The following is a 21,636-nucleotide window of genomic DNA, read 5'->3' on the forward strand; positions in this document are numbered from 1 at the left end:
TGCCGGATGCGGCGCTCCGACGTCGGCCGTCTAGTCCTGCCCGGCGCCGCTGGCGGGCTGCGCGAGGCTGTCGGGCTCTCCGGCGGACGCCGCGCTTCGGGCCGCAATGACCTCCTGGAGCCAGTAGTAGGAGGCCTTCGGCGTGCGGACCTGGGTATCGAAATCGACGTGCACCAGACCAAACGGCTGCTTGTAGCCAGCGGACCACTCGAAGTTGTCCATGAAGGACCACACATAGTAGCCGCGGAGGTCGATGGCCTCGGCGGCACCGCCTGGACGTGTCGCTTCCAGGGCCGTACCGATGTGGTCCGCGAGGTAACGCAGGCGCCGTTCGTCCGGGATCATCCGGCGGTCCGTCCCGACAGGGTGGACCACGACGTCCTCGAAACTCGCCCCGCCCTCGGTGATGTAGACCGGGGGCAGATCCGGGTAGCGGTCGGCCATCTCGGCCAGGGCGACAGACATGTATTCGGGCTTGACCGGCCAGCCGTAGGCCGTGGTCTCGGTGTCCGGGAACGGCGCGATGTGGAAGGGCGCTCCGGGTGTCCCGCTGAGGTCGTCCCCCATGGCCTCGGCCATGCCGGGCGGCACGGCCCCCTCCCCCGGGCCTGCCCCGACCAGGGTGGGCATGTAGTAGTTCAGGCCATAGAAATCCAGGGGCTGGGAGATCAGCTCCATGTCTTCGCTGGACGGGCTGAAAGACGACGAAAAGAACGTGGCGGCCCGGATGACATCCGGGTATTTGCCGAGCAGCACGGGATCGGCGTAGAGCCGGTTCTGCGCCACGTCCATGAGTCCGGCACTGACCTTGTCCAGCGGGTTCGCGGTGGCCGGGACCATCGGTGAGTAAACGTTGGTGATGCCGATCTCCCCCGGTACTTTGGCGGCACGCAGCGCCTGGAGCGCCAGGCCGTGGCCCAGCAGTTGGTGGTGCACGCTGGGGAGTGCCTTGAGCATGAGGGCCTGGCCGGGCGCGTGCATGCCCAGGGCGTAGCCGTTGGTGGTGACTGTGGCGGGCTCGTTGACAGTCACCCAGCGCTTCACGCGGTCCCCGAAGGCAGCGGCGGCGATGGCGGCGAAGTCCCCCAGCCGGTAGGCCGTGTCTCGGTTCATCCAGCCGCCGGCCTCATCCAGGGGCAATGGGGTGTCCCAGTGGTAGAGCGTGGCCATGGGGGAAATGCCGTTGGCGAGCAAAAGGTCGATCAGCCGGTCATAGAAGTCCACCCCGGCGGGGTTCGCGGGCCCGCTCCCGCCGGGCTGGATCCTGGACCAGGACAGCGAGAACCGGTACGAGTCGATCCCCAGGTCCTTCATCAGCGCCACGTCCTCGGGCATCCGGTGGTAGTGGTCGCAGGAAACGGCCGGGCTCTGGTCCTCCACGATCGAACCCGGCTTCGCGGCAAAGACGTCCCATCCGGAAGGGCCGCGGCCGTCTTCATCGAGTGCACCCTCGATCTGGAAGGCCGAGGTCGCCACGCCCAGGGTGAAGCCGGGCGGAAGAAGGGAAGCCAGATCGTTGGCGGAAGCGTTCATCGACGGGGACCTCTATGTAGTTTCGGTGGTTGGTTGACTGATCTTAGGCTCCGACGGGGGTGAGCGCCACGACCCGGGCCGTTTGACGCGCGCGGTGCCAACGGCCACTGTTGATCAGTGCACGTGAAAATTGAACAAGGCGTCAACCGCCGGCCGCCGGCGGCGCCGCCCAGCCCCGGCAGGCAGGCGGCGGCCCTCCTTTGCTTCCTGGCGGTCTCCCACGGGGTGTCCTTCGTGGCGTCGCTGGCCATCATCGGCAACGCCGACGGCTGGTACGCGGCGGCAGAGAAGGCCCCGTGGACTCCGCCGGGCTGGGCCTTCGGAGCGGTCTGGACAGTGCTATATACGACCATGGCCGTGGCAGCGTGGCTGGTCTGGCGCCGGGGGACAGGACTACGCTCCGGGCGCGGCCGTGGCGCCATGACCGTCTACGTCATCCTGCTGCTCGTGAACCTCGCCTGGGCGCCCTTGTTCTTCGGCATGTACCCCATGGCCGGCGGGGCCGCCCTGTGGCTGGCCCTGCTGCTCATCGCCGTCCATGCGGTGGCCGCTGCCGTCACCGTGGTCCGGTTCGGCCTTATCAGCCGGGCGGCGGGCCTGCTCATGCTGCCATATGTCTCGTGGATCGTGTTCTCCCTGAGCCTGAATGCGTACGCCGCCGCCAGCAACTGATCCCTGGCATCAACTGGTCCCTGCCGTTCAGACCACCGGGCCGTTCAGAACACCGAGGTCTCCGGCCCGAACAGGAAGACCTTGGCGTGCTCCACGGCCTTGCGGAAGGCATCATTCCGCAGCGTCATGAGCTGCTCAGCCTCGTCCATCGAGGGTTCCAGATACTCCGTGAAGCCAGGCCTCAGCACCCAGATATCACCCGCGGGCGGCAGGTAGAACACGCCAAAGGATCGGTGCTGACTGTCTTCATCTGTCCAGACCGGGACCACGGCCAGCGCCGCGCCCGTGTCGATGTTGATCCATTGCGCACGGGGCAACGGGGCCTCGTGCGCCTCTGGGTCCAGGAACGGCGCCGTTCCCACGCCCCAGCGCTCTTCGAAGCGCTCGTGGAATACCGGCATCAGGTGCGAATCGTAACGGCGCCATGTGCTCATGGCCGCTCTCCTCCTCAGCGGATGGGACTGTTGGATGGGACTGTTGGATGGGACTGCCGGGTGGGCTTCCTGTCCGGTTCAGCGGCCCGGCCATGAGTGTTGCCCCGTCACGGCCCGGGTTCCCAGCGGACGGGGAGCACGCGCACAAGAGGATCCCGACGCCGGATGATGCGCACCGGGATGTCGCGTCCGCCTTGGCCGGCATGGTCGTTCCGGTGCTGGAAGGTGTCGTCCTCGACGGCGGGCCGCCAGCCGCCGGCGTCGTACTCCGCCCGGCTCCTGGCGTCCCGCAGCACGGCGAAAGCGTGCAGAATGGCGCCGACATCGGGAGGGTCGATGTCCAACTGGCCGATGTCGGGATGGTGCCGGCGCATCAGCGCCCGGAAGGCGCGGCCAATCTCCTGCCGTCCCGCCTCCGGCGAGACGTGCAAGAGCGCGTAGTAGCCGTGGGGATCAGGGTTCCTGCCGGACATGATCGGCCTCCGTTGCATGAAGCCGGAGCCGGAGCAACGCTGCGGGCGCCGCCCCGGCTCCGGGGGCTACTTCCCGATCTCCTGCATCTTGTCCTGCGAACGGGTGACTTCAATCTTCCGCGGCTTGGCCGCCTCCGCCACCGGGATGCGGAGCGTCAGGACGCCGTCGGCGTAGTTCGCCTTGACGTTCTCCGTGTCCAGGGTGTCGCCGAGGATCAGCTGGCGGCTGAACACGCCACGGGGGCGCTCCGAGACCGTCAGCTCCACATCGGGCTGCACCGGGTCCCGCCGTTCCGCCCGGACAGTCAGGACATTGCGCTCAATGTCGAGCCCGATCGAGTCGACATTGACCCCCGGAAGATCGAACACGACGACGAATACGCCCTCTTCCTGCCACGCATCCATGGGCATGGGCGCCGGGCGCGCCACCGTGCCGAACACCTGCTGCGCGAGCCGGTCAAAGTCACGGAACGGGTCCGTCCGAATCAACATCATTTCCCACTCCTTTAGCGAGAGTTGATCTGCATTCCTTCCACAACCCACCACTATTTATCTGTGGTAGTGGGTATAGATTTTTTATAGCACCGGTGAAACACTGATGCAAGGGAATTGCCGGAACGGGAGGAATGCCATGGCGGACCGCGGCACGAATACAGGCCTGTACGCCATCTCGGTGGTGGCTCAACTGGTGGGCACGGGGCAGCAGAACATCCGGCTCTACGAGCGCCGGGGGCTCCTAGCGCCGGACCGCACCGCGGGTGGCACCCGGCAGTACAGCGACGCAGACCTCGCAGTGCTGCGGCGGATCGGCCAACTCCTGGCGGAGGGGCTCAACCTGGCCGGCGTGGCCAAGGTGATGGAACTGGAGGCAGCCAACGCCCGGCTGCGGGCCGAACTCAAGCGGGCGCGCAGCCGCTGACGGCGCTTAGTCCTGGCCCGCGTCGGCGGTGGACAGCGTCCCGGTGATCTGTTCGCCCGGGATCCGTGCCGTTCGCCAGGTGTCCAGCGCAATGACGCCGCCCAGGATCACGAGCGAGATCGAGAAGGCGCCCAGGGCATCGGTCATCCAGTGGTAGCCGAGGTAGAGGCGGCTGACGGCCGCGAAGAAGATGCCGATCCCCGCCACAATGAAGGCGATGACAGCGGACACGGGGTTCTTCCGGCGCGAAAAGACCAGGTACGTGGTGACCAGCAGGAAGTCGCACGCGCCCAGGACGTGCCCGGAAGGAAACGAGAACGTGGAGTCGGCGCCGAAAAGCATGAGGTCGATCGGAGGCCGGTGGCGTTCGACGATGCGGCCGATGACCTGCGCCAGGATGACGCCGGTCAGCATGGCGCCGGCCAGGAGCATCGGCCGCCAGGCGTGCTTGGCGAGCAGGCCCCAGGCCACCGTCACGATGAGGACGATGATTGGCAGGCCGATGGGGCCGAAGATGATCGCCAGGATGATCATGATGATGGTGGTGGGTTCCGCGCGCAGGGTCAGGAGCCAGGTTCGCACGGGCTCGTCCGCCGCCGAGATGCCGCCGTGCTGCAGGACTCCGGTGAGGATTACCACGAACAGCACGGCGCCCGTGATCATCAGGACGACGGCAGTGCGGTAGAGATTCCGGCGCGCCGCCACACTCATGTAGCGCTCTTCCACGACGAATTTTTCGTGGAAGGTCCGCCACCGTCCCCGGGGTTTGCCTGTCTGAGCCTGTGCCATGTCGCCGTGCCGCCTTTGCGCCGTGTAGTGGATAGTCCCCGTTGAAGATTATCCCTGTTCTTCACGGGGCGGCAGGCACCCGGGCGCCCGGGCCCCGCGGGAGAGGTCCGGTCCGGCGGCCGGTTGCTTAATATGCCGGCCGGACGGACCGGCGCTTTGCTGTGAGCCGCTTCACAGTGTAGCCTCCAAACCAAGCAAGGTAGCCTCCAAAGCAACTTGTGATGCTTATGAAGCAACTCTCACGGAATCAATGATGAGCTGGATGGAGAACAACATGGTCGAGGAACAGCCTGCCGGCGCCCGCGCAGGGCGGAACCGCGGCAAGGTCACCGACGTGGAGACCTATGGCATCGAACGGATCCCCGAGAAGGACCGCAATGCCAGTGCCTTTGACTTGTTCAGGGTTTCGTTCGGCGGGGCCAACACCTTTGCCACGGCCTTCCTGGGCGCGTTTCCGATCCTCTTCGGCCTGTCATTCTGGCAGGGGCTCGCCGCGACGGTGACGGGCCTGGTTGTCGGCGCCCTCCTGCTGGCGCCCATGGCCGTCTTCGGCCCCACGAACGGGACCAACAACGCGGTGTCCTCCTCCGCCCATCTGGGCGTGCACGGCCGGGTGGTCGGATCATTCCTGTCGCTGCTCACCGCGCTGGCATTTTTCTCCATCTCGGTCTGGAGCTCCGGCGATGCCCTGGTCGGCGGGCTGAACCGGCTGGTTGGCCTGCCGCAGGACATGGGCTCGTTCGCCGTCGCCTACGGCCTCTTCGGTGGACTCGTCCTGGTGGTCTGCGTCTACGGGTTCAAGTTCATGCTGCTCGTGAACAAGATCGCCGTCACCGCGGCCACCCTGCTGTTCGTTGTCGGGTTCATCGCGTTCGCGGGTGACCTGAACCTGAACTTCGAGGGTGCCTTCGGGACCGGGTTCGACGGCGTCGGCGTCGCAGGGTTCATCCCGGCGTTCATCGGCGCGGCCCTGATCGTCATGTCCAACCCCATCTCCTTCGGCGCGTTCCTGGGCGACTGGGCGCGCTACATCCCCACCGCCACCCCGAAGCGCAGGGTCATGGGTGCGGCGCTGCTGGCCCAGCTGGCCACCCTTATTCCGTTCGTCTTTGGCCTGGCCACGGCGTCCATCATCGCCACCAAAGCGCCGGAATTCATGGACCCGGCGGCGCCGAACTACGTCGGCGGCCTGCTGGCGATCTCCCCCGCCTGGTACTTCATCCCGCTCTGCGCCATCGCCCTGATCGGCGGCATGTCCACCGGGGCGTCATCGCTGTACGGGACCGGCCTTGACTTCAGCAGCGTCTTCCCGAGGTTCAACCGGGTCCAGGCCACCCTGTTCATCGGTATCCTGGCGATCGCATTCATCTTCGCCGGCCGCTTTGCCTTCAACCTCGTCCAGAGCATTTCCACGTTCGCCACCCTGATCGTGACCTGCACCGCGCCGTGGATGGTGGTGATGATCCTCGGTTTCATCACCCGCCGCGGCTGGTACGACGCCGACGCCCTCCAGGTATTCAACCGGCGCCAGACCGGCGGACGGTACTGGTTCAACCACGGCTGGAACCTGCGCGGCATGACGGCCTGGCTGGTCAGCGCCGCGGCCGGGCTGAGTATGGTGAACATGCCCGGCCAGTTCCAGGGGCCCCTGGGCAACCTGGCGGGCGGCGTGGACATCAGCCTGCCGGCATCGCTGGCGCTCGCAGCCGTGCTCTACCTCGGGCTGCTGTGGATCTTCCCGGAGCCGCGCGGGGTGTTCCCGTCCGCCGGGCCGCGCTGGATCCCTTCGAAGGACACCCCGGTGCCGCCGGTCATCGATGCGGCCGGAGACACCGTCGCTGCCGGAACACCGGAGGCGGCCGGGCCGGGCTTGCCCGGCGACCGGGACACGGAACTGGTGGGCCAGCGGTGACGTGGTTCGATCTCAGCGTTCCGCTGCGCACCGGAATGCCTGTCTACCCCGGCGACCCTGAGGTCCGGATTGCAGCGGCGCTGACCGTGGAGGCCGACGGCGCCAACGTGCTCTCGCTCGGACTGGGCTCCCATTCGGGCACCCACGCCGACGCACCCCTGCACGTGGGCGAGGGCTGGGCAGCTTTGGACGAACTGCCGCTGTCCCTCTTCGGCGGCGTCGCCGAAATCGTGGACGTCCGGGACGTGGCCCGCGGCGGCGCCATCACCGCAGCGCAGCTGGCGGGGATCGCCCCGGCGGGTTCAGGTGGGGCTTCTGGGGATCAGGACAAGCCAGCAAAGATCCTGCTGCTGCACACCGGCTCCGCCGCGGCGTGGGGAACGGAGGAGTACCTCAAGCATCCCTGGCTGGAGGAGGCGGCGGCGCAACTGATCGTGGACCGCGGCTACCGCGCCGTAGGCCTGGATGCCCTCAGCGTGGATCCCAGCTCCCCCGGCGCTTCGGACGGCAACCCGGCCGGCGGCGACTTTCCCGCCCACGCCATCCTGGCCGGGAACGGCTGCATCATCGTGGAAAACCTCACCGGGCTGGAGCAGGTCCAGCGGGCCAGAGACGCCGGATCCGACGTCGAGCTCTTCCTCTTTCCCCTCCATATCCCCGGGGCCGACGGCGCCCCGATCCGGGCCGTGGCCCGGCCGCTGCCGGCGGCGGAACTGCGGCCGGCTGCGCTCCGGGCCCTCAGCCGCGAGGAGGTGCAGGATGCGGCGGACCGACTGGTCGCCGCCTTCGCCGCCACGGACACCGAGGCCTACTTTGCGGCCTTCAGCCCGCAGGCGACCTTTATCTTCCATCCGGAAGCCCAGCGCCTTGGTTCCCGCTCCGCCTACCGCACCCTTTGGGACAGCTGGCTCGCCGGTGGCTGGCGTGTGCTTGAATGCCGGAGCAGCGAGCAGGATATCCAGCTCCTCGGGGCTACCGCGGTGTTTTCGCACCGAGTCGCCACGACCGTCCAGATTGACCGGGACGGTGGCCGCGATACGAGCGATGAACGCGAGACCATCATCTTCTCCCGTGCCCCCGACGGCGGCATCGTTTGCGTCCACGAGCATCTTTCGGCCTGCCCGCAATGATGCCGGGTGATCAGACTCACTGGGGCCACCCGTGCCTGGATGGATCTGCAGGTCAGCCGCCCGCGGCCCAATGTGCGGGCATTTGGCCCCCGCACGGCACCCCGCGCAGATGCGGCGTGGTGATTTGACGGGTCAATAAATATGACGTTATTGTTCCTGAATCCATTGGGGCCGACTAGAAGTACTCCAAGAAAGACAGAGCTATGACCACGATTACCGAGTCCATTGAGATCCAGGTCGACAACCGGCGCGTACTCGATGACCGACTCAACGACGCCGTCCGCGGGCTGCAGCAGCTCGCCATGACCACGGGGACGCACGGCATTTTGCTCACGCGGCACAAGCCGGGCCACTACACCGCGGCCCTCTCCGACCAGGTCCCCTTCGGCATGACCCGGGAACAGGTTCGCTAAGCCACCAGCAAACCGGACGCTGAGAGCCGGACTCAAAAGAGCCAGGTCCCGGGCGGCAGAGCATTGACTCGCCGCCCGGGACCTTTTTGGTGTGTCAGGGATGGCCACCGGTCATGTTCAGCTCACCGGTCGTGGCCGGGGTACTTTTCATGGCCGGGTCACCAGTCATGGACGGTGCCGTCGACGAGGCGGTTGTAGGGCAGGTAGGCCTGCTGGTAGGGGAACGCGGCGGCGGCTTCTTCGTTGAATTCGACGCCGATGCCGGGCTTGTCGCCCGGGTGCAGGTAGCCGTCGGTGAACGTCATGGATTGTTCGAAGACCTCGTTGGTCGCCTCCGAGTGCTGCATGTATTCCTGGATGCCGTAGTTGTGGATCGCCAGGCCCACGTGCAGCTGCGCGGCGAACCCGACCGGGGAGATGTCGGTGGGGCCGTGGAAGCCGGACTTGATCTGGTACTGCGCGGCGTAGTCCATGACCTTCTTCAGCGGGCTGATCCCGCCGAAGTGCGTGGACGCGGCCCGGACGTAGTCGATCAGCTGTTCCTTGATCAGGGCCTGGTAGTCGTAGACGGTGTTGAAGATCTCCCCGATCGCCAGCGGGGTGGTGGTGTGCGCCCGGACCAGGCGGAGGGCTTCCTGGTTCTCGGCCGGGGTGCAGTCCTCGAGCCAGAACAGGTCGTAGGGTTCGAGCGCCTTGCCCAGCTTCGCGGCCTGGATCGGGGTCATCCGGTGGTGCCCGTCGTGCAGCAACGGGATTTCCGGGCCGAACTCGTTCCGGACCGCCTCGAACACGCCCGGCAGGTGGCGGAGGTAGGCGCGGGTGTCCCAGTCCTCTTCCTGCGGGAACGCGCCGCGCCCGGCCGGTTCGTAGTCGTACCGCTCCCCGGAGGCCTGGGCCTGGGCCGCGACGCCGTAGACGGCCTTGATCCCGGGGACCGCGGTCTGGATCCGGATCGACTTGTACCCGAGCTCCAGGTGTTCGCGGACCGAGTCGAAGAGCGAGGGCAGGTCCGCGCCGGAGGCGTGCCCGTAGGCGCGCAGCCCGTTCCGGGACGCCCCGCCCAGGAGCTGGTAGACCGGCATCCCGGCGAGCTTGCCCTTGATGTCCCACAACGCCATGTCCACCGCGGCGATCGCGGCCATCGTGACCGGCCCGCGGCGCCAGTACGAGGACCGGTACAGGAACTGCCAGGTGTCCTCGATCCGGTGCGGGTCCTTGCCGATCAGCAGCTGCGCGACGTGCTCCTTCAAATACGCGGCCACGGCCAGCTCGCGCCCGTTCAGGGTCGCGTCCCCGATCCCGGTCACACCGTCCTCGGTGGTGATCCGCAAGGTCACGAAGTTCCGGGAGGGGCTGGTGACGAACACTTCAGCGGCAATGATTTTCACAACAGGTCCTTATCTGCTCTAACGGGGATGTCTTAATTGCCCGGCACCAACGGCGCCGCGCCGGCCGAAACGGCCGGTCGCCGGCCGCGGCGGGCTGATAGCTGGGGGCTTAGCGCTGGGTGGTTCCGCTCGGCGTGGTCCCGAGCAGTGCCAGCTCCGCGCGGCCGGGCAGGCCTTCCCAGTCCCCCGCGGTGCTGACGGCGAAGGCTCCCGCCAGGGCGCCGCGCTGCAGGCGTCCGGCGGCGTCGGCGCCGTCGAGCAGGGCGGAGAGGTAGCCGGCGGTGAAAGCGTCCCCGGCCCCCACGGTATCGATGCTGGTCACGGGCACGGCGGGCACTTCCCAGCGCCCGTCGGAGGTGTGGACGCCGGCGCCGGCGGCGCCGCGTTTGACCACGACTTCCCGGACGCCGCGGTCCAGCAGTTCGGCGGCCATCGCCGTTTCGGCGGCATCTGCATCTGTATCGGCATCGCCGGGATGCGGTGTTCCCTCCGGGCCTGCCCCCACCGGGGCCGCGACCAGCCCGAGCTCGTCGTCGGAGGCGATCACGATGCTGGCGTGCCGGGCGAGCGGCGTGAGCGCAGCGCGGGCCTCCTCCCGGGTCCACAGCTTGCTGCGGTAATTGACGTCGAGGGAGACCTCCATGCCTTCGGCGGCGGCGCGCTCGGCCGCGTACTCCACGGCCTTGCGGGCGTCGGGGCTGAGGGCGGCAGTGATGCCGGTCAGGTGCAGGATCCGGGCACCGGCGCTCAGGGCACGGTCCAGGTCCTCCCGGCCCAGGGTGGATCCGGCGGATCCGGCGCGGTAGTAGAAGGCCCGGGTGACATCCGCGGTGCGTTGTTCAAGGAACATCACCCCGGTGTTCCGTGCGGCGTCCACCCGGTGCCGCAGCCTGATCCCTTCGGCGCGCAGCTGCCGCAGGATGTACTCCCCGTGCGGGTCGGCGCCGACCACCCCGGCCCAGGTGACGCTGTGCCCGAGCCGGGCGACCCCGACGGCCACGTTCGACTCTGCCCCGGCCACGTGCATCCCCAGGCGGCCGCCGGCGGACAACGGACCGGTGGACCGGAGCGAGACCATGGACTCGCCAAACGTCAGCAGGTCCACGGCCTGCGGGGCGGACGCGCTGTCGACGTCGGCCATCACCGCAGGCTCCCCGCGCGCGGGCGGCCAAATTCCGCGGCCAGGGCCACGAAACGGCGGGCCCGCTCCCGCATCGGCGCGAGGTCGCCGCCGGAGCCGGCGTCGCCGAACAGCGGTCCGCCGAGCCCCACGGCGATGGCGCCGGCTTCCCAGTAGCCCTCGGCCTCATCCAGCCCGACGCCGCCGACCGCGATGAAGGGGATCCCGGGGAACGGATCGCGGAGCGCCTTGAGGTAGCCCGGACCGCCGATGGAAGCGGGGAAGAGCTTGACCGCGGTGGCGCCGCGGTTCATGGCTTCGTAGGCCTCGCTGGGGGTCAGCGCACCGGCGAGCACGGGCACCCCCAGCCGGGCCGATTCGGCGATCGACTCTGCCAGCGACGGGGTCACCATGAACTGGCCGCCCGCCTCGGCCACCCGGTGCACGTCCCGGGCCGTCAGCACCGTTCCGGCACCCACGAAGCAGCCCGCGGGCGCGGCTGCGCGGACGTCGCGGATCGCTTCAAGGGCCCGCGGCGTGGTGAGCGCTATTTCGACGTACCGGAAGCCCTCCTCCATCGCCGCGAGGGCTGCCTTCGCGGCGGCCGCCCCGTCTGTGCCGCGCACAATTGCCACCAGCCGGCTTTCCTGGATGCCGGCCAGCAGCAGCTCGGGCGTCAGCGTGTTCTCCATGTCAGGCGTCTCCTTCGTCGGGGCAAATAGGTCCGGATCCGGCGTTCGGGCGTTCACCACTCGGCGAAGGCGCCGTCGGGGTGCCGCCAGACGGGACCGCGCCAGGCATGCCCGCGCTTGTCCGCGGCCCGGACCACGGCCTCGTCGATCTCGATGCCCAGGCCCGGGCCGGTGAGCCGTTCGATGTGTCCGTCCACGAACTTCAGCGGGGACTTGTCCACCACGTAGTCCAGGACTTCGGCGCCCTGGTTGTAGTGGATGCCGATGCTTTGCTCCTGGATCAGGAAGTTGGGTGTCGCGAAGCCCACCTGCAGGCAGGCGGCGAGCGCCAGCGGGCCCAGCGGGCAGTGCGGGGCGAGCTGGACCTCGTAGATTTCGGCGAGCGAGGCGATCTTACGGACCTCGGTGATGCCGCCGGCGTGGGAGAGGTCCGGCTGGGCCACGGCGATGCCGGCCTGCAGCGCGGGCAGGAATTCCTGCCGGCTGTAGAGCCGCTCGCCGGTGGAGACCGGCGTCGTGGTGGAGGAGGTGAACTCGCGCAGCAGGTGCGTGTTTTCCGGGACCACCGGTTCTTCGAGGAAGAAGGGCCGGTACGGTTCCAGCAGCGGAGCCACCCGGCGGGCGTTGGCGAGGCTGAAGCGGCCGTGGAAGTCCACGGCGACGTCACGGTGGTCGCCGAGGACCTCGCGGGCGGCGGCGACGCGGCGGACGACGCCGTCGAGCTCGGCCACGGAGGCGATGGGGCTCATCCGGCCGCTGGCGTTCATCTTAACGGCCGTCAGCCCGACCTCCAGCTGCGCGCTGATCTGGTCGGCCACCTCGTTGGGCTCATCCCCGCCCACCCAGCCGTACATCCGGATCCGGTCCCGGACATGGCCGCCGAGCAGCTGGTGCACGGGGGTGTTGAAGTGCTTGCCGGCGATGTCCCAGAGGGCCTGGTCCAGGCCGGACACGGCGCTGGCCAGGATCGGCCCGCCGCGGTAGAAGGACCCCTTGGTCATGACCTGCCAGTGGTCCTCGATCCGCAGCGCATCGTTGCCGACGAGCAGCTCCGAGAGCTGCTCGACGGCGGTGCGCACGGTTTCGCTGCGGCCTTCGCAGCTCGCCTCGCCCCAGCCGACGATCCCGCTCTCGGTCTCGACCCGGACGAAGAGCCAGCGCGGCGCGACGAGGAATGTTTCAATCCTGCTGATGAGTGTCATCTGTGGCCTAGCCCTTGGTCGCGCCGGCGGTCATGCCGGAGACGATGTACTTCTGCGTGAAGAGCGCAATGATCATGATCGGGATGGTGACCACGGTGGCGGCCGCCATGAGTCCGCCCCAGTCGATGCTGGCGTAGGAGACGAAGTCGAAGATCGCGACCGGCAGGGTCTTGGTCTTGGAGCCGGAGAGCACCAGGGCGAACATGAAGTTGTTCCACGAGAAAATGAAGGACAGGATGCCGGCGGTGGCCATGCCGGCGACGGAGAGCGGCAGCGTGATGCGGCGGAACGCGCCAATCGGGGTGAGGCCGTCCACCTGGGCCGACTCCTCCAGCTCCAGCGGCAGGGAATCGAAGTAGCTCATCATGATGTACACGATCAGCGGCAGCGCGACGAACATGTGGCTAAGGATCAGGACCTCGAAACCGCCCACCATCTTCAGGTTGGAGAAGACGTAGTACCAGGGCACCAGCAGGGAGACGCCGGGGATGACGCGGGCCATCAGGACCACGATCGCCGAGCGGTGCATCGTGAACCGGCTCATGGCGTAGGCGGCGGGCACGCCCAGGACCAGCGACAGGGCCGTGGAGACGAAGGCCACCCAGAAGCTGTTGAAGATAAAGACGAAGTAGTTGTTCCGCTGCAGCACATTGGCGTAGTTCTCGAATGTGGGGGTGAACAAGAACGACTTACCGGTGTCGTAGATGTCCACGTTGGTCTTGAGGGAGGCCAGCAGCATCCAGAACAGCGGGGCGATCAGGAACAGCACCACGGCCACCAGTGCGGCGACGCGGAACACCTTGTACGCGCGGGTGCCCAGCGGCTTCCGGGGGCGCGGCGCCGTCTTGGCCGGCTCGGCGGGGGCGGTTTGGGGTTCGGTGTTTTGGGTGTTTTTGGTGTTTCCGTTGTTTTTGGACAGTACGGTCATTTGCTTACCGCTTTCTTGCGCATGGTCAGCAGCCACATGGAGCCGATGATGATCATGAAGAACAGGATCAGCACCGCGGAGGAGAGGCCGTACTGGTTGTAGTCGAAGCTCAGCCCGTAGGCGTAGACGTTGAGCGTCTCGACTTCGTGGAAGGACCCGCCGCCTTTGCCCTTGGTGGCGTAGAGGATGTCGAAGGTCTTCAGGGCGTCGATGCCCCGGAGCAGGATGGCGACGATCACGGTCGGCATCATGAGGGGCAGCGTGATGAAGAAGAAACGCTGGAAGGCGTTGGCGCCGTCCATCCGGGCCGCCTCGTCGGGCTCCTCGGAGAGGGAGGTCAGCCCGGCCAGCAGGATCAGGACCACCATGGGGGTCCACTGCCACACGTCCATGAAGATGGTGGTGCCCAGCGCCGTGTCCTGGCCGGAGAGCCAGGGCTGGGCGGGAATGCCGACCATGCCGAGCAGTTGGTTGACGAAGCCGATGTTGGGGTCGAAGATCAGCCTCCACATCATGCCGACCGCCACGGGGGTGGCGACGAGCGGAAGCAGGATGGCAACGCGGACCCACTTTTCGCCGCGGAACGGGCGCCACAGCAGCAGCGCGATGCACATGCCCAGCACCACCTCGCAGACGAGGGCAACGCCGGTGAAGCTGAGCGTGCGGCCGACGGCGGGCCAGAAGCGTTCGACGTCGGACAGGACCGTGAGGTAGTTCTGCAGGCCGACGAACTCGGAGGCAGCCCTTACCGAGCCCTGCGAATCGGTCAGGCTCAGGTACAGGGTCCAGGCCAGCGGGAAGACGATCAGGACGCCGACGAAGATCATGGCGGGGGCGGCGAAGAGCCACTTGCGGTGCCGGTTGGCCCAGCCCGAGAAGTTCTCGCGTGCGCTGGGTGGGCGGACGGCCTTCCTGGTCGGCGCGCTGCGGGGAGGAGTCAATACAGACATGGTTCACCTAAGGAGTTGGGGGTGAAGTGAAGAGCTGGCCGCGGCGGGACGGCAGCGGACTGCCGTCCCGCCGGGCTCGATGGTGCGTCACGCGGGTAGTGTGTCAGGCGCGTAGCGCGCCGGGCGCGCTACTTCTTTTCGGTGTCCAGGAACTTCTGGAAGGCGTCGTGCGCCGTGTCGGCTGCGGCGGAACCGTCAGAGCCGGTGATGGTCGCGACGATCGGGCCGCCCACGATTTCGCGGGCCTTGCCCACGGTGAGAACCTGGGGACGGTCGTGTCCGACACCGTTCTTGGCACTGACGGTGATGGCCTCGGCGAGGTCCTTCGGGTACGTGGAGGTTCCGGCCGGGTCAGCCCAGACCGAGGCGCGCGGTCCGGGGACGCCGGCCTTCTGTGCCTCGAGGGTGCGTTCCTTGCTGGTGGCCCACTGGATGAACTTCCAGGCGTTGTCCTGGTTGCTCGATGCCTGGTTGACGGCGAGGCCCCAGGACGGAATGTTGTACGGCTTGGAACCGGCGGGGCCGGCGGGCAGGGCGGCGAAGCCCACCGTGTCGGCGACCTTGGACTTGGCCGGGTCGGTGGCGTTCTTGTAGAGCGAGTCGGCCTCGGTGTAGAAGGCGGCCTTGCCCTGCGTGAAGATTGCCATGGCCTCGGGCCAGCTCATGTCGGTGCTGACGTTGGCGGGGCCGTAGTTCTTGATCAGGCCGCCGTAGAACGCGTACGCCTTCTTCGCGGCGTCGGAGTTGACGGCGGACTTGCCGCCGGCGTCGGTGAAGTCGCCGCCGAAGCTGTACAGGAAGCTCGAGAACTGGGTGACGGCGGCGGACTTGCCGGTGCGGGCCACGAAGCCGGCCGTGTCCGGGGAGGAAGCCTTGATGGCCTTGGCCGCGGCTTCGAGCTCGTCCATGGTCTTGGGAACCTCCAGGCCGGCGGCCTTCAGCAGGTCCTTGCGGTAGTAGAGAACTTCGCGCTCGGTGATGATCGGGACGCCGACCACCTTGCCGTCAGCGGTGGTGGCCTTGACCGGGCCCTCCTGGTAGTCCTTCCAGTCCCACGCGGCGTCCGAGGAGACCTTGGACGTCAGGTCCGCGAGGTAGCCGTTCTTCGCGAACGCCTTGCCTTCCTGGAGCGGGCGGTACATCATCACGTCGATCTCGTCGCTGCCGGCGTTGAGCTTGACGTTGTACTGGTCCGAGAGCTGGTCTTCGCCCAGCTGGGTCAGTTCGACCTTGAGCCCGCTGGACTTCTCGAATTCCGGAATGGCGGCCTTGATGCCCTCGGTCCAGACATGGTTGGCGAGGGTGACCCGGACGGTGCCGGAGGTCTTGGCGTCGGTGCTGCCGCTGGCCCCGCCGCAGGCGGTCAGCCCCAGTGACAGGACCGCGGCAACAGCCGCGTACTTCGCAATTGAACGTCGCTTCATTACGACTTCCTTTGGTTTTCAGGGCTGGGCGTCTCTGCACAGCCGACTGCAAATGCATCTTTACATCCGCTCTGGAAGTGATCTTAGGTAAATAAAGCAGATTTATACAAGACCTTGCGGCCCGACAGTATGATTTATTTATGAAAACTCCAAAGGCGGAGCCAACAGCAGACCTGCATGCCGTGCTGCTCCAGAACCTGGGGCTTGCCATCGCCGAAGGGACGCTGGCGCCGCACTCGATCCTGCGCCTGGACGAGATTGAGGCCCAGCACAACGTCTCCCGGTCCGTGGTGCGGGAAGCCACCCGCGTGCTGTCCTCCAAGGGGATGCTGGAGTCGCGGCGGCGGCTGGGGACGGTGGTGCAGCCGGAGGAATCGTGGAACGCGTACGACCCCCAGGTAATCCGCTGGCGGCTTGCGTCCTCAAGGCGCCTCGAGCAATTGCAGGCCCTGAACGAGCTCCGCGGGGCAATCGAACCGCAGGCTGCCCGCCTCGCCGCCGAGAGGGCATCCTGGGATGCCGGCAGCGACCTCGTCTCCCTCGCCGCACGGCTGTGGGCGTCCGGCCAGCGCGGGGACCAAGACGAGTTCCTCCGGCTCGACATCGACTTCCACGCGGCGGTGCTCCGCGCCTCGGGCAACGCCATGTTCGCCCAGCTGCACAACCTGGTCACCGAGGTGCTGACAGGGCGCACCGAGCACGGCCTCATGCCGCATTTGCCCCACCACGAGGCCCTCCAACTGCACGTGGATGTGGCCAGCGCCATTCAGCGCGGCGAGGCGGACGCCGCGCACGCCGCCATGAGCAGGATCGTGGAGCAGTCCACCGAGGAAATGGGCGACATCTGGTCCAGCTACCACGCCGGCGGCCCCGCCTCCCCCGGGAACTGACGCGGGGTCCCTCCGCGCCCATCCACACCCCCTGGACCGGTGCCAGGTGACCCCGCGTTGTTTGGTAAGCGGCTTATTTGGTTAGCGGCCGCCCTCGAGCTTCCGGCTGCGCTGTTCCTGGGCCATGGGCCCATAAGGATAGACTCCGACGCGCGGCCGGCTGACCTCGGTCAACCGCTCTGTCTCGCCTGCGGTGAGCCGCAGATCCGCGGCCGCGAGATTGTCCGCCAGCTGCCCGGTGGTGCGGGCGCCCAGGATCACCGAGGTGACCGCCGGCCGGTCCGCCAGCCAGGCCAGCGCCACCTGGGAAGGGCTCACGCCATGGCGCCCGGCGGTCTGCTCCACCTCGGCAATCACGTCCCAGGTGCGCGGATCGGCGTTGCGGGCCTCCCAGGCCTCCATCCCCCGCTTCGGGTTTTCGCCGAGCCGGGTCGCCCCGGCCGGCGGCTGGTCGCGCTTGTACTTGCCGGACAGCCACCCGCCACCCAGCGGCGACCATGGCAGCAGCCCGATCCCGGCGTCGAGTGAGGCCGGGACAACTTCCGACTCGATCTCCCGGACCAGCAGGCTGTACTGAGGCTGCAGCGTCACCGGGGCGCTCCAGCCATGAGCCTTCGCCACATGGACAGCCTTGGTCAACTGCCAGCCCAGGAAGTTGGAGAAGCCGTAGTAGGCGATCTTGCCGCTGGTGACGGCGTCGTGCAGGAACCGGAGGGTCTCCTCGAGGGGCGTGACCGGATCCCAGGCGTGCAACTGGTAGAGATCGATCTGTTCCACGCCCAGCCGGCGCAGCGAGTCATCGAGTGCCCGGACCAGGTGCCGGCGGGAGGTTCCGACGTCGTTGGGCGCCTGGCCCATGGGGAAACGGCCCTTCGTGGCCACCACCGCCCGGTCCCGCACCTCGGCCCGGTCCGCCAGCCACCGGCCGATGATTTCCTCCGACACCCCCGAGCTGTAGACGTCGGCGGTGTCGATGAAGTTGCCGCCCGCCGCGAAGTAGTCATCCAGGATCGCGCGGGATTGCTCCTCGGTTGCCTCGGCGCCGAAAGTCATGGTGCCCAGCGCGTAATTGGAGACGACGGCGCCGCTGTTGCCCAGGGTGCGGTATTGCATGGAGCTCCTCAAATTGGGGTCAGTCTTCCGTGGGGGTGGTGCGCAGCGGGTGGTAGTTCCGCCAGGTGTGCTCCGGCGCGTAGCCCAGCAGCCGCTTGGCCTTGTCGATCGAGAGCATGGTCTCGTGCTCGGCCAGGTCCTTGACCACTTTCACGTTCGGGAACACCTCGGCGGCCAGGCTGGCGCTGGAGCGGCTCATCACCGTGTCCTCGTTGGCGATGATGAACGCCTCGAAGCCGGGTTTGCCGTGCTCCAGGGCGCGGGCCACGGCCTGCGCGCCGTCCCGGCCGTCAATGTAGCCCCAGAGATTCCACTTGCGCGCCCGGGCGTCGTGGTCGAAGGAGGGGAATTCCTCATAGTCCTCCGGGTCCATCACATTGGAGAACCGCAGGCCGGTGATGCTCAGGTCCGGGTCCCAGCGGGTCAGCTGGATGGCCATCTGCTCCTCAAGGTGTTTGACCAGGGAGTACGTGCTTTCCGGCCGGGCGGGGTAGTCCTCGTCCACCGGGATGTAGGGAGGGTCGACGTCGAAAGGCAGCCCCAGCACCGTCTCACTGGACGCGTAGACGATTTTCTTGATGCCGGCCCGGCGGGCAGCCTGGAACACGTTGTAGGTGGACTGCATGTTGTTCTCGAAGGTGGCGGCATCAGGGGCATGGCCCGGTGCGGGAATCGCGGCCAGGTGCACCACGGCGTCAAAGCCGGCATGGCGGTCCTCCAGGCCCAGGAACACATCCACCACCTGGCCGTAATTGCGCAGGTCCACCTCCGTGAAGCCGCGGCCGCGCGCGCCGGTGCGGTCCAGGTTGGTCACCTCGTGCCCGTCATCGCTGAGCCGCCGCATGACGTTTCGGCCCAGCTTTCCGCTTCCTCCAGTAACAGCAACTCGCATCAGAAACTCCTCGGGTGGCAGGCTCGGCTGACCGTCATGGTCCGGCCGGGGGCCGGCACCTGCTCCGGTGCCGGCGCTCACCGTTCCACCCTAAGGGGAGGCGGCCGCGGTGCCCAGCCCCGCGTGACTTTCGGCCCTAGGCAGTCCCGGGGGCAGCGGCAAGGCTGGGGAACATGAACGGTGATCAGCGCATTGTCGTGGGTGTGGACGGTTCCGAGTTTTCGACGACGGCGCTCCGCCTCGCCGGGCGCATGTCCGCGGGGCTGAACATCCCGTTGGAAATCATCACCTGCCTGGGAACTTCCGATTTCTTCCTTGCATCCCACCTGCCGGAGGACAGAACGCCCACCCTCGATGAGCTGGAGGAGACCGCCGAACGCCTCGTGGACCAGTCACTGGAGCGGGCCTTCGGCGAATCGCGTCCGGAAGGACTTACCCGCTCGGTCAAGTTCGGGGCGCCGGCCAAGGTCCTCATCGAGGAAAGCCAGCACGCCGAGTTGCTCGTGGTGGGCCGGCGCGGCAAGGGCGGCTTCCTCCATCAGGTCATGGGCTCGGTGAGCGGGGCCTGCGCGGCCCACTCCCACTGCCCGGTGGTGGTGGTCGGCCCGGACTCGGACGACCTCCGGGGCCGGACCAGCGGATGAGGTCCCTCGCGTGAGCGGTCCGCACGTTCCCGGCCGGCTGCGCGGACCGCTCGCGGCGCTGGCTGCGGCATCGGCGGGCGCAGCCTACGTCCTGGCCGTCCGGCCGCGGCTCCTGCGCTGGGGGGCCACCACCCAGGAGGCCGCCGGCCCGCTCGCCGGGGACGAGATCGTGCCCGCCCCGCGCATGCAAAGCACCCGTGCGGTCACCATCGCGGCGCCGGTGGCAGAGGTCTGGCCATGGCTGGTCCAGATGGGCGCCGGGCGCGGCGGTTTCTACTCCTACGACTGGCTCGAACGCGGCGCGGGCCTGGGCATCCGGAACGCGGACCGGATTCTCCCGGAGCTGCAGCGCCTGAAAGTAGGCGACATTGTTCCGATGTCCGCCGACGGTGGCCTTCCGGTCAGGCTCCTCCAGTCCGGTTCGGTGCTGGGGCTGGGCGGAACCATCGATCTGCGCACGGGGACGATGTCGCCGGCAGGGGTCCGTCCCACCGGGCGCCGGCTGGACATCAGCTGGACGTTCGTGTTGCGGCCTGCTGGTCCCCAGGCCACCAGGCTCCTGTCCCGCACCCGGTACGACTTTTCGCCCCTGGCGGAGGGGCTGGCCCTGCGCGCACTGCTGGAGCCGGTGCAGTTCCTGATGGAACGGCGGATGCTCCTGGGGATCCGGTCCAGGGTAGAGGGCCGCCGGAGCCAGGGTCCGCGGCCTTCGTGACCCCGGCCCTGCTGGTTCTGGGCTGGTTCCGCCCCCTCAGACGCCCGCTGCCCGCGCGCTGGTACCGTTCGGGGGCAGCAGGTAGTCGACAAACCAGTCCCGCGCCAGGATGGCCGCCGCCGCGAGCGTGCCCGGCTCTTCGAACAAGTGCGTCGCCCCCTGCACGACGGCGAGCTGGCTGGGGCTGCGCATCATCGCTTTCGCCCGGCGGTTGAGTTCCAGGACCTCGTGGTCCAGGCTCCCCACGATCAGGAGCGTGGGCGCTTTGACGGCGGACAACCGCGGGCCGGCGAGGTCGGGGCGGCCACCGCGGGACACGACAGCCGCGATCCGGGCCGACGGCTCCGACGCCGCCCACAAGGCGGCCCCGGCTCCCGTGCTCGCACCGAAGTAGCCCACCGCGCAGGAGGCCGTATCTGCCCGGGTGGAAAGCCAGTCCGTTGCCGAGGACAGCCTGCGGGCCAGGAGTTCAATGTCAAAGACGTTGGCGCGGTGGCGCTCCTCCGCAGGCGTCAGCAGGTCCAGCAGCAGCGTGCCGAGACCGGCCTGCTGCAGGACGCCGGCCACGTACCGGTTCCGGGGGCTGTGGCGGCTGCTGCCGCTGCCATGGGCGAACAGCACCACGGCCCGCGCGGGCACCGGCAGGTGGAGCTGGGCCTGGAGCCGCACCCCGCGGGACGGGATTTCCACTTCCTCGTCGACGTCGGCGGCTCTGTCGGTGCGGGTCGCCGTCGAGGTCCAGAAGGGCGGCGGTGCGGCCTCGACGCGTTTGGCCGCAAGATCGAGCAGGCGCAGCACCTCGTCGTCGTCAGTGGGCGAGAAGTCCCGGTAGTGGTATCCGACGGCGGTGAACTGGCGCGGGGTCGCCAGGCAGACCACTTCGTCCGGTTCTGTCAGGTCGGCGAGGGTCTCGGCGGGGGCAACCGGAACGGCCAGGATCACGCGGGCCGCACCCTGTTTGCGGGCGACCCGGCAGGCCGCCCGGGCGGTGGAGCCGGTGGCGATCCCGTCGTCGACGATCACCGCGATGCGTCCGGTCAGGTCGTGCCGGGTCCGGCCCTTCCGGAACAGGACCACGCGGTTTTCCAGCACGGCGCGTTCGCGTTCTTCAACAGCCTGGAATTCCTCACCGCTGACCCGTGAATGGGCCAGGACTTCCTCGTCCAGGACTTTGGCGCCGCCTTCACCGATCGCCCCCATGGCGAGCTCTGGCTGGTAGGGAAGCCCAAGTTTCCGCACCACAATCACATCCAGGGGAGCGTCCAGGGCGGCGGCGACTTCGAAGGCTACGGGCACGCCGCCGCGCGGCAGGCCCAGGACCACAATGTCCTGGCCCCGCAATTCCGCCAGACGCCTGCCGAGCTGCCTGCCGGCGTCCACCCTGTCTTCAAAGATGCTCATGG

The 21,636-nt window shown here is 68.0% G+C and carries 23 protein-coding genes; 8 read left to right on the top strand and 15 right to left on the bottom strand.

What is annotated here, in order from left to right:
• Nucleotides 1–30 precede the first annotated feature (30 nt).
• Nucleotides 31–1,533, bottom strand: coding sequence for a GH1 family beta-glucosidase (locus tag ABH915_RS19015; RefSeq protein WP_370124282.1), 1,503 nt, complete (start codon nucleotides 1,531–1,533; stop codon nucleotides 31–33).
• Nucleotides 1,534–1,656: 123 nt separating this feature from the next.
• On the opposite strand from ABH915_RS19015, the gene ABH915_RS19020 reads away from it, so the two are divergent.
• Nucleotides 1,657–2,205, top strand: a complete 549-nt coding sequence (locus ABH915_RS19020) for a TspO/MBR family protein (protein ID WP_370124284.1) — start codon at nucleotides 1,657–1,659, stop codon at nucleotides 2,203–2,205.
• 44 nt (nucleotides 2,206–2,249) lie between these two features.
• Here ABH915_RS19020 and ABH915_RS19025 read toward each other — a convergent pair whose 3' ends face one another.
• The 3 genes from ABH915_RS19025 to ABH915_RS19035 form a co-directional block, all read right to left on the bottom strand.
• On the bottom strand, nucleotides 2,250–2,639 hold the full coding sequence (locus tag ABH915_RS19025; protein ID WP_370124286.1) for a hypothetical protein: 390 nt from the start codon (nucleotides 2,637–2,639) through the stop codon (nucleotides 2,250–2,252).
• 107 nt (nucleotides 2,640–2,746) lie between these two features.
• A complete protein-coding gene (locus ABH915_RS19030; protein ID WP_370124288.1) occupies nucleotides 2,747–3,112 on the bottom strand; it encodes a J domain-containing protein in 366 nt (121 codons plus the stop codon).
• A 66-nt stretch (nucleotides 3,113–3,178) separates the two neighbouring features.
• Nucleotides 3,179–3,607, bottom strand: a complete 429-nt coding sequence (locus ABH915_RS19035) for an Hsp20/alpha crystallin family protein (RefSeq protein ID WP_018776183.1) — start codon at nucleotides 3,605–3,607, stop codon at nucleotides 3,179–3,181.
• A gap of 136 nt (nucleotides 3,608–3,743) precedes the next feature.
• On the opposite strand from ABH915_RS19035, the gene ABH915_RS19040 reads away from it, so the two are divergent.
• Entirely contained in the window at nucleotides 3,744–4,031 is a 288-nt protein-coding gene (locus ABH915_RS19040; protein ID WP_018776184.1) for a MerR family transcriptional regulator, read from the top strand.
• 6 nt (nucleotides 4,032–4,037) lie between these two features.
• On the opposite strand, the gene ABH915_RS19045 is transcribed toward ABH915_RS19040, so the two are convergent.
• Complete coding sequence (locus tag ABH915_RS19045) at nucleotides 4,038–4,820, bottom strand: phosphatase PAP2 family protein (RefSeq protein ID WP_370124290.1); 783 nt, start codon at nucleotides 4,818–4,820, stop codon at nucleotides 4,038–4,040.
• A gap of 262 nt (nucleotides 4,821–5,082) precedes the next feature.
• Here ABH915_RS19045 and ABH915_RS19050 point away from each other — a divergent pair, with 262 nt between their 5' ends.
• The 3 genes from ABH915_RS19050 to ABH915_RS19060 all read left to right on the top strand — a co-directional run bounded on the left by ABH915_RS19050 (nucleotide 5,083) and on the right by ABH915_RS19060 (nucleotide 8,275).
• Nucleotides 5,083–6,732, top strand: coding sequence for a cytosine permease (locus tag ABH915_RS19050; RefSeq protein ID WP_370124292.1), 1,650 nt, complete (start codon nucleotides 5,083–5,085; stop codon nucleotides 6,730–6,732).
• Complete coding sequence (locus ABH915_RS19055) at nucleotides 6,729–7,862, top strand: cyclase family protein (protein WP_370124294.1); 1,134 nt, start codon at nucleotides 6,729–6,731, stop codon at nucleotides 7,860–7,862. Before ABH915_RS19050 ends, ABH915_RS19055 begins: the two co-directional genes overlap by 4 nt.
• A 203-nt stretch (nucleotides 7,863–8,065) precedes the next feature.
• Nucleotides 8,066–8,275 carry a hypothetical protein gene (locus ABH915_RS19060; RefSeq protein ID WP_026538585.1) on the top strand — a complete coding sequence of 70 codons (210 nt, stop codon included), beginning with the start codon at nucleotides 8,066–8,068 and terminating at the stop codon, nucleotides 8,273–8,275.
• A gap of 158 nt (nucleotides 8,276–8,433) precedes the next feature.
• On the opposite strand, the gene manD is transcribed toward ABH915_RS19060, so the two are convergent.
• The 7 genes from manD to ABH915_RS19095 all read right to left on the bottom strand — a co-directional run bounded on the left by manD (nucleotide 8,434) and on the right by ABH915_RS19095 (nucleotide 15,979).
• Nucleotides 8,434–9,663 carry a D-mannonate dehydratase ManD gene (gene manD / locus ABH915_RS19065; protein WP_370117620.1) on the bottom strand — a complete coding sequence of 410 codons (1,230 nt, stop codon included), beginning with the start codon at nucleotides 9,661–9,663 and terminating at the stop codon, nucleotides 8,434–8,436.
• Nucleotides 9,664–9,772: 109 nt separating this feature from the next.
• Nucleotides 9,773–10,804, bottom strand: coding sequence for a sugar kinase (locus ABH915_RS19070; RefSeq protein WP_370124296.1), 1,032 nt, complete (start codon nucleotides 10,802–10,804; stop codon nucleotides 9,773–9,775).
• The gene (locus tag ABH915_RS19075) at nucleotides 10,804–11,475 is read right to left on the bottom strand and encodes a bifunctional 4-hydroxy-2-oxoglutarate aldolase/2-dehydro-3-deoxy-phosphogluconate aldolase (RefSeq protein WP_370124298.1); all 672 of its coding nucleotides are present in this window, start codon (nucleotides 11,473–11,475) and stop codon (nucleotides 10,804–10,806) included. The genes ABH915_RS19070 and ABH915_RS19075 overlap by 1 nt, the downstream gene beginning before the upstream one ends.
• A 53-nt stretch (nucleotides 11,476–11,528) precedes the next feature.
• Nucleotides 11,529–12,677 carry a galactonate dehydratase gene (dgoD, locus tag ABH915_RS19080; RefSeq protein WP_370124300.1) on the bottom strand — a complete coding sequence of 383 codons (1,149 nt, stop codon included), beginning with the start codon at nucleotides 12,675–12,677 and terminating at the stop codon, nucleotides 11,529–11,531.
• A 7-nt stretch (nucleotides 12,678–12,684) separates the two neighbouring features.
• Entirely contained in the window at nucleotides 12,685–13,605 is a 921-nt protein-coding gene (locus tag ABH915_RS19085; RefSeq protein ID WP_370124302.1) for a carbohydrate ABC transporter permease, read from the bottom strand.
• Nucleotides 13,602–14,555 (bottom strand): carbohydrate ABC transporter permease, encoded by a 954-nt coding sequence (locus tag ABH915_RS19090; RefSeq protein WP_370124304.1) that lies wholly within the window; start codon nucleotides 14,553–14,555, stop codon nucleotides 13,602–13,604. The genes ABH915_RS19085 and ABH915_RS19090 overlap by 4 nt, the downstream gene beginning before the upstream one ends.
• Nucleotides 14,556–14,683: 128 nt before the next feature.
• A complete protein-coding gene (locus tag ABH915_RS19095) occupies nucleotides 14,684–15,979 on the bottom strand; it encodes an ABC transporter substrate-binding protein (RefSeq protein WP_370124306.1) in 1,296 nt (431 codons plus the stop codon).
• A gap of 140 nt (nucleotides 15,980–16,119) precedes the next feature.
• On the opposite strand from ABH915_RS19095, the gene ABH915_RS19100 reads away from it, so the two are divergent.
• Nucleotides 16,120–16,869, top strand: a complete 750-nt coding sequence (locus ABH915_RS19100) for a FadR/GntR family transcriptional regulator (protein ID WP_026266771.1) — start codon at nucleotides 16,120–16,122, stop codon at nucleotides 16,867–16,869.
• Nucleotides 16,870–16,950: 81 nt separating this feature from the next.
• Here the strand turns inward: ABH915_RS19100 and ABH915_RS19105 are convergent, their stop codons facing one another.
• Together ABH915_RS19105 and ABH915_RS19110 are read right to left on the bottom strand one after the other, a co-directional pair.
• Nucleotides 16,951–17,982, bottom strand: coding sequence for an aldo/keto reductase (locus ABH915_RS19105; protein ID WP_026538586.1), 1,032 nt, complete (start codon nucleotides 17,980–17,982; stop codon nucleotides 16,951–16,953).
• A gap of 19 nt (nucleotides 17,983–18,001) precedes the next feature.
• Nucleotides 18,002–18,874, bottom strand: coding sequence for an NAD-dependent epimerase/dehydratase family protein (locus ABH915_RS19110; protein ID WP_370124309.1), 873 nt, complete (start codon nucleotides 18,872–18,874; stop codon nucleotides 18,002–18,004).
• A 173-nt stretch (nucleotides 18,875–19,047) separates the two neighbouring features.
• Between ABH915_RS19110 and ABH915_RS19115 the strand changes: the two genes are divergently transcribed.
• Entirely contained in the window at nucleotides 19,048–19,518 is a 471-nt protein-coding gene (locus ABH915_RS19115; RefSeq protein ID WP_370124311.1) for a universal stress protein, read from the top strand.
• 10 nt (nucleotides 19,519–19,528) lie between these two features.
• Nucleotides 19,529–20,233, top strand: a complete 705-nt coding sequence (locus ABH915_RS19120) for an SRPBCC family protein (RefSeq protein ID WP_370124312.1) — start codon at nucleotides 19,529–19,531, stop codon at nucleotides 20,231–20,233.
• Nucleotides 20,234–20,269: 36 nt separating this feature from the next.
• Here ABH915_RS19120 and ABH915_RS19125 read toward each other — a convergent pair whose 3' ends face one another.
• Entirely contained in the window at nucleotides 20,270–21,634 is a 1,365-nt protein-coding gene (locus ABH915_RS19125) for a phosphoribosyltransferase family protein (protein WP_370124314.1), read from the bottom strand.
• Nucleotides 21,635–21,636: the final 2 nt, after the last annotated feature.

This window comes from Arthrobacter sp. MW3 TE3886 (assembly GCF_041262145.1).
In the GTDB taxonomy this organism is placed as follows: domain Bacteria; phylum Actinomycetota; class Actinomycetes; order Actinomycetales; family Micrococcaceae; genus Arthrobacter.

Coding starts and splice junctions, on each gene's coding strand:
- ABH915_RS19050 (WP_370124292.1), top strand. CDS start 5,083: ATGGAGAACAACATGGTCGAGGAACAGCCTGCCGGCGCCCGCGCAGGG.
- ABH915_RS19015 (WP_370124282.1), bottom strand. CDS start 1,533: ATGAACGCTTCCGCCAACGATCTGGCTTCCCTTCTTCCGCCCGGCTTC.
- ABH915_RS19100 (WP_026266771.1), top strand. CDS start 16,120: ATGAAAACTCCAAAGGCGGAGCCAACAGCAGACCTGCATGCCGTGCTG.
- ABH915_RS19115 (WP_370124311.1), top strand. CDS start 19,048: ATGAACGGTGATCAGCGCATTGTCGTGGGTGTGGACGGTTCCGAGTTT.
- ABH915_RS19110 (WP_370124309.1), bottom strand. CDS start 18,874: ATGCGAGTTGCTGTTACTGGAGGAAGCGGAAAGCTGGGCCGAAACGTC.
- ABH915_RS19030 (WP_370124288.1), bottom strand. CDS start 3,112: ATGTCCGGCAGGAACCCTGATCCCCACGGCTACTACGCGCTCTTGCAC.
- ABH915_RS19025 (WP_370124286.1), bottom strand. CDS start 2,639: ATGAGCACATGGCGCCGTTACGATTCGCACCTGATGCCGGTATTCCAC.
- ABH915_RS19125 (WP_370124314.1), bottom strand. CDS start 21,634: ATGAGCATCTTTGAAGACAGGGTGGACGCCGGCAGGCAGCTCGGCAGG.
- ABH915_RS19035 (WP_018776183.1), bottom strand. CDS start 3,607: ATGATGTTGATTCGGACGGACCCGTTCCGTGACTTTGACCGGCTCGCG.
- ABH915_RS19090 (WP_370124304.1), bottom strand. CDS start 14,555: ATGTCTGTATTGACTCCTCCCCGCAGCGCGCCGACCAGGAAGGCCGTC.
- ABH915_RS19045 (WP_370124290.1), bottom strand. CDS start 4,820: ATGGCACAGGCTCAGACAGGCAAACCCCGGGGACGGTGGCGGACCTTC.
- ABH915_RS19085 (WP_370124302.1), bottom strand. CDS start 13,605: ATGACCGTACTGTCCAAAAACAACGGAAACACCAAAAACACCCAAAAC.
- ABH915_RS19070 (WP_370124296.1), bottom strand. CDS start 10,804: ATGGCCGACGTCGACAGCGCGTCCGCCCCGCAGGCCGTGGACCTGCTG.
- dgoD (WP_370124300.1), bottom strand. CDS start 12,677: ATGACACTCATCAGCAGGATTGAAACATTCCTCGTCGCGCCGCGCTGG.
- ABH915_RS19060 (WP_026538585.1), top strand. CDS start 8,066: ATGACCACGATTACCGAGTCCATTGAGATCCAGGTCGACAACCGGCGC.
- ABH915_RS19040 (WP_018776184.1), top strand. CDS start 3,744: ATGGCGGACCGCGGCACGAATACAGGCCTGTACGCCATCTCGGTGGTG.
- ABH915_RS19095 (WP_370124306.1), bottom strand. CDS start 15,979: ATGAAGCGACGTTCAATTGCGAAGTACGCGGCTGTTGCCGCGGTCCTG.
- ABH915_RS19075 (WP_370124298.1), bottom strand. CDS start 11,475: ATGGAGAACACGCTGACGCCCGAGCTGCTGCTGGCCGGCATCCAGGAA.
- ABH915_RS19105 (WP_026538586.1), bottom strand. CDS start 17,982: ATGCAATACCGCACCCTGGGCAACAGCGGCGCCGTCGTCTCCAATTAC.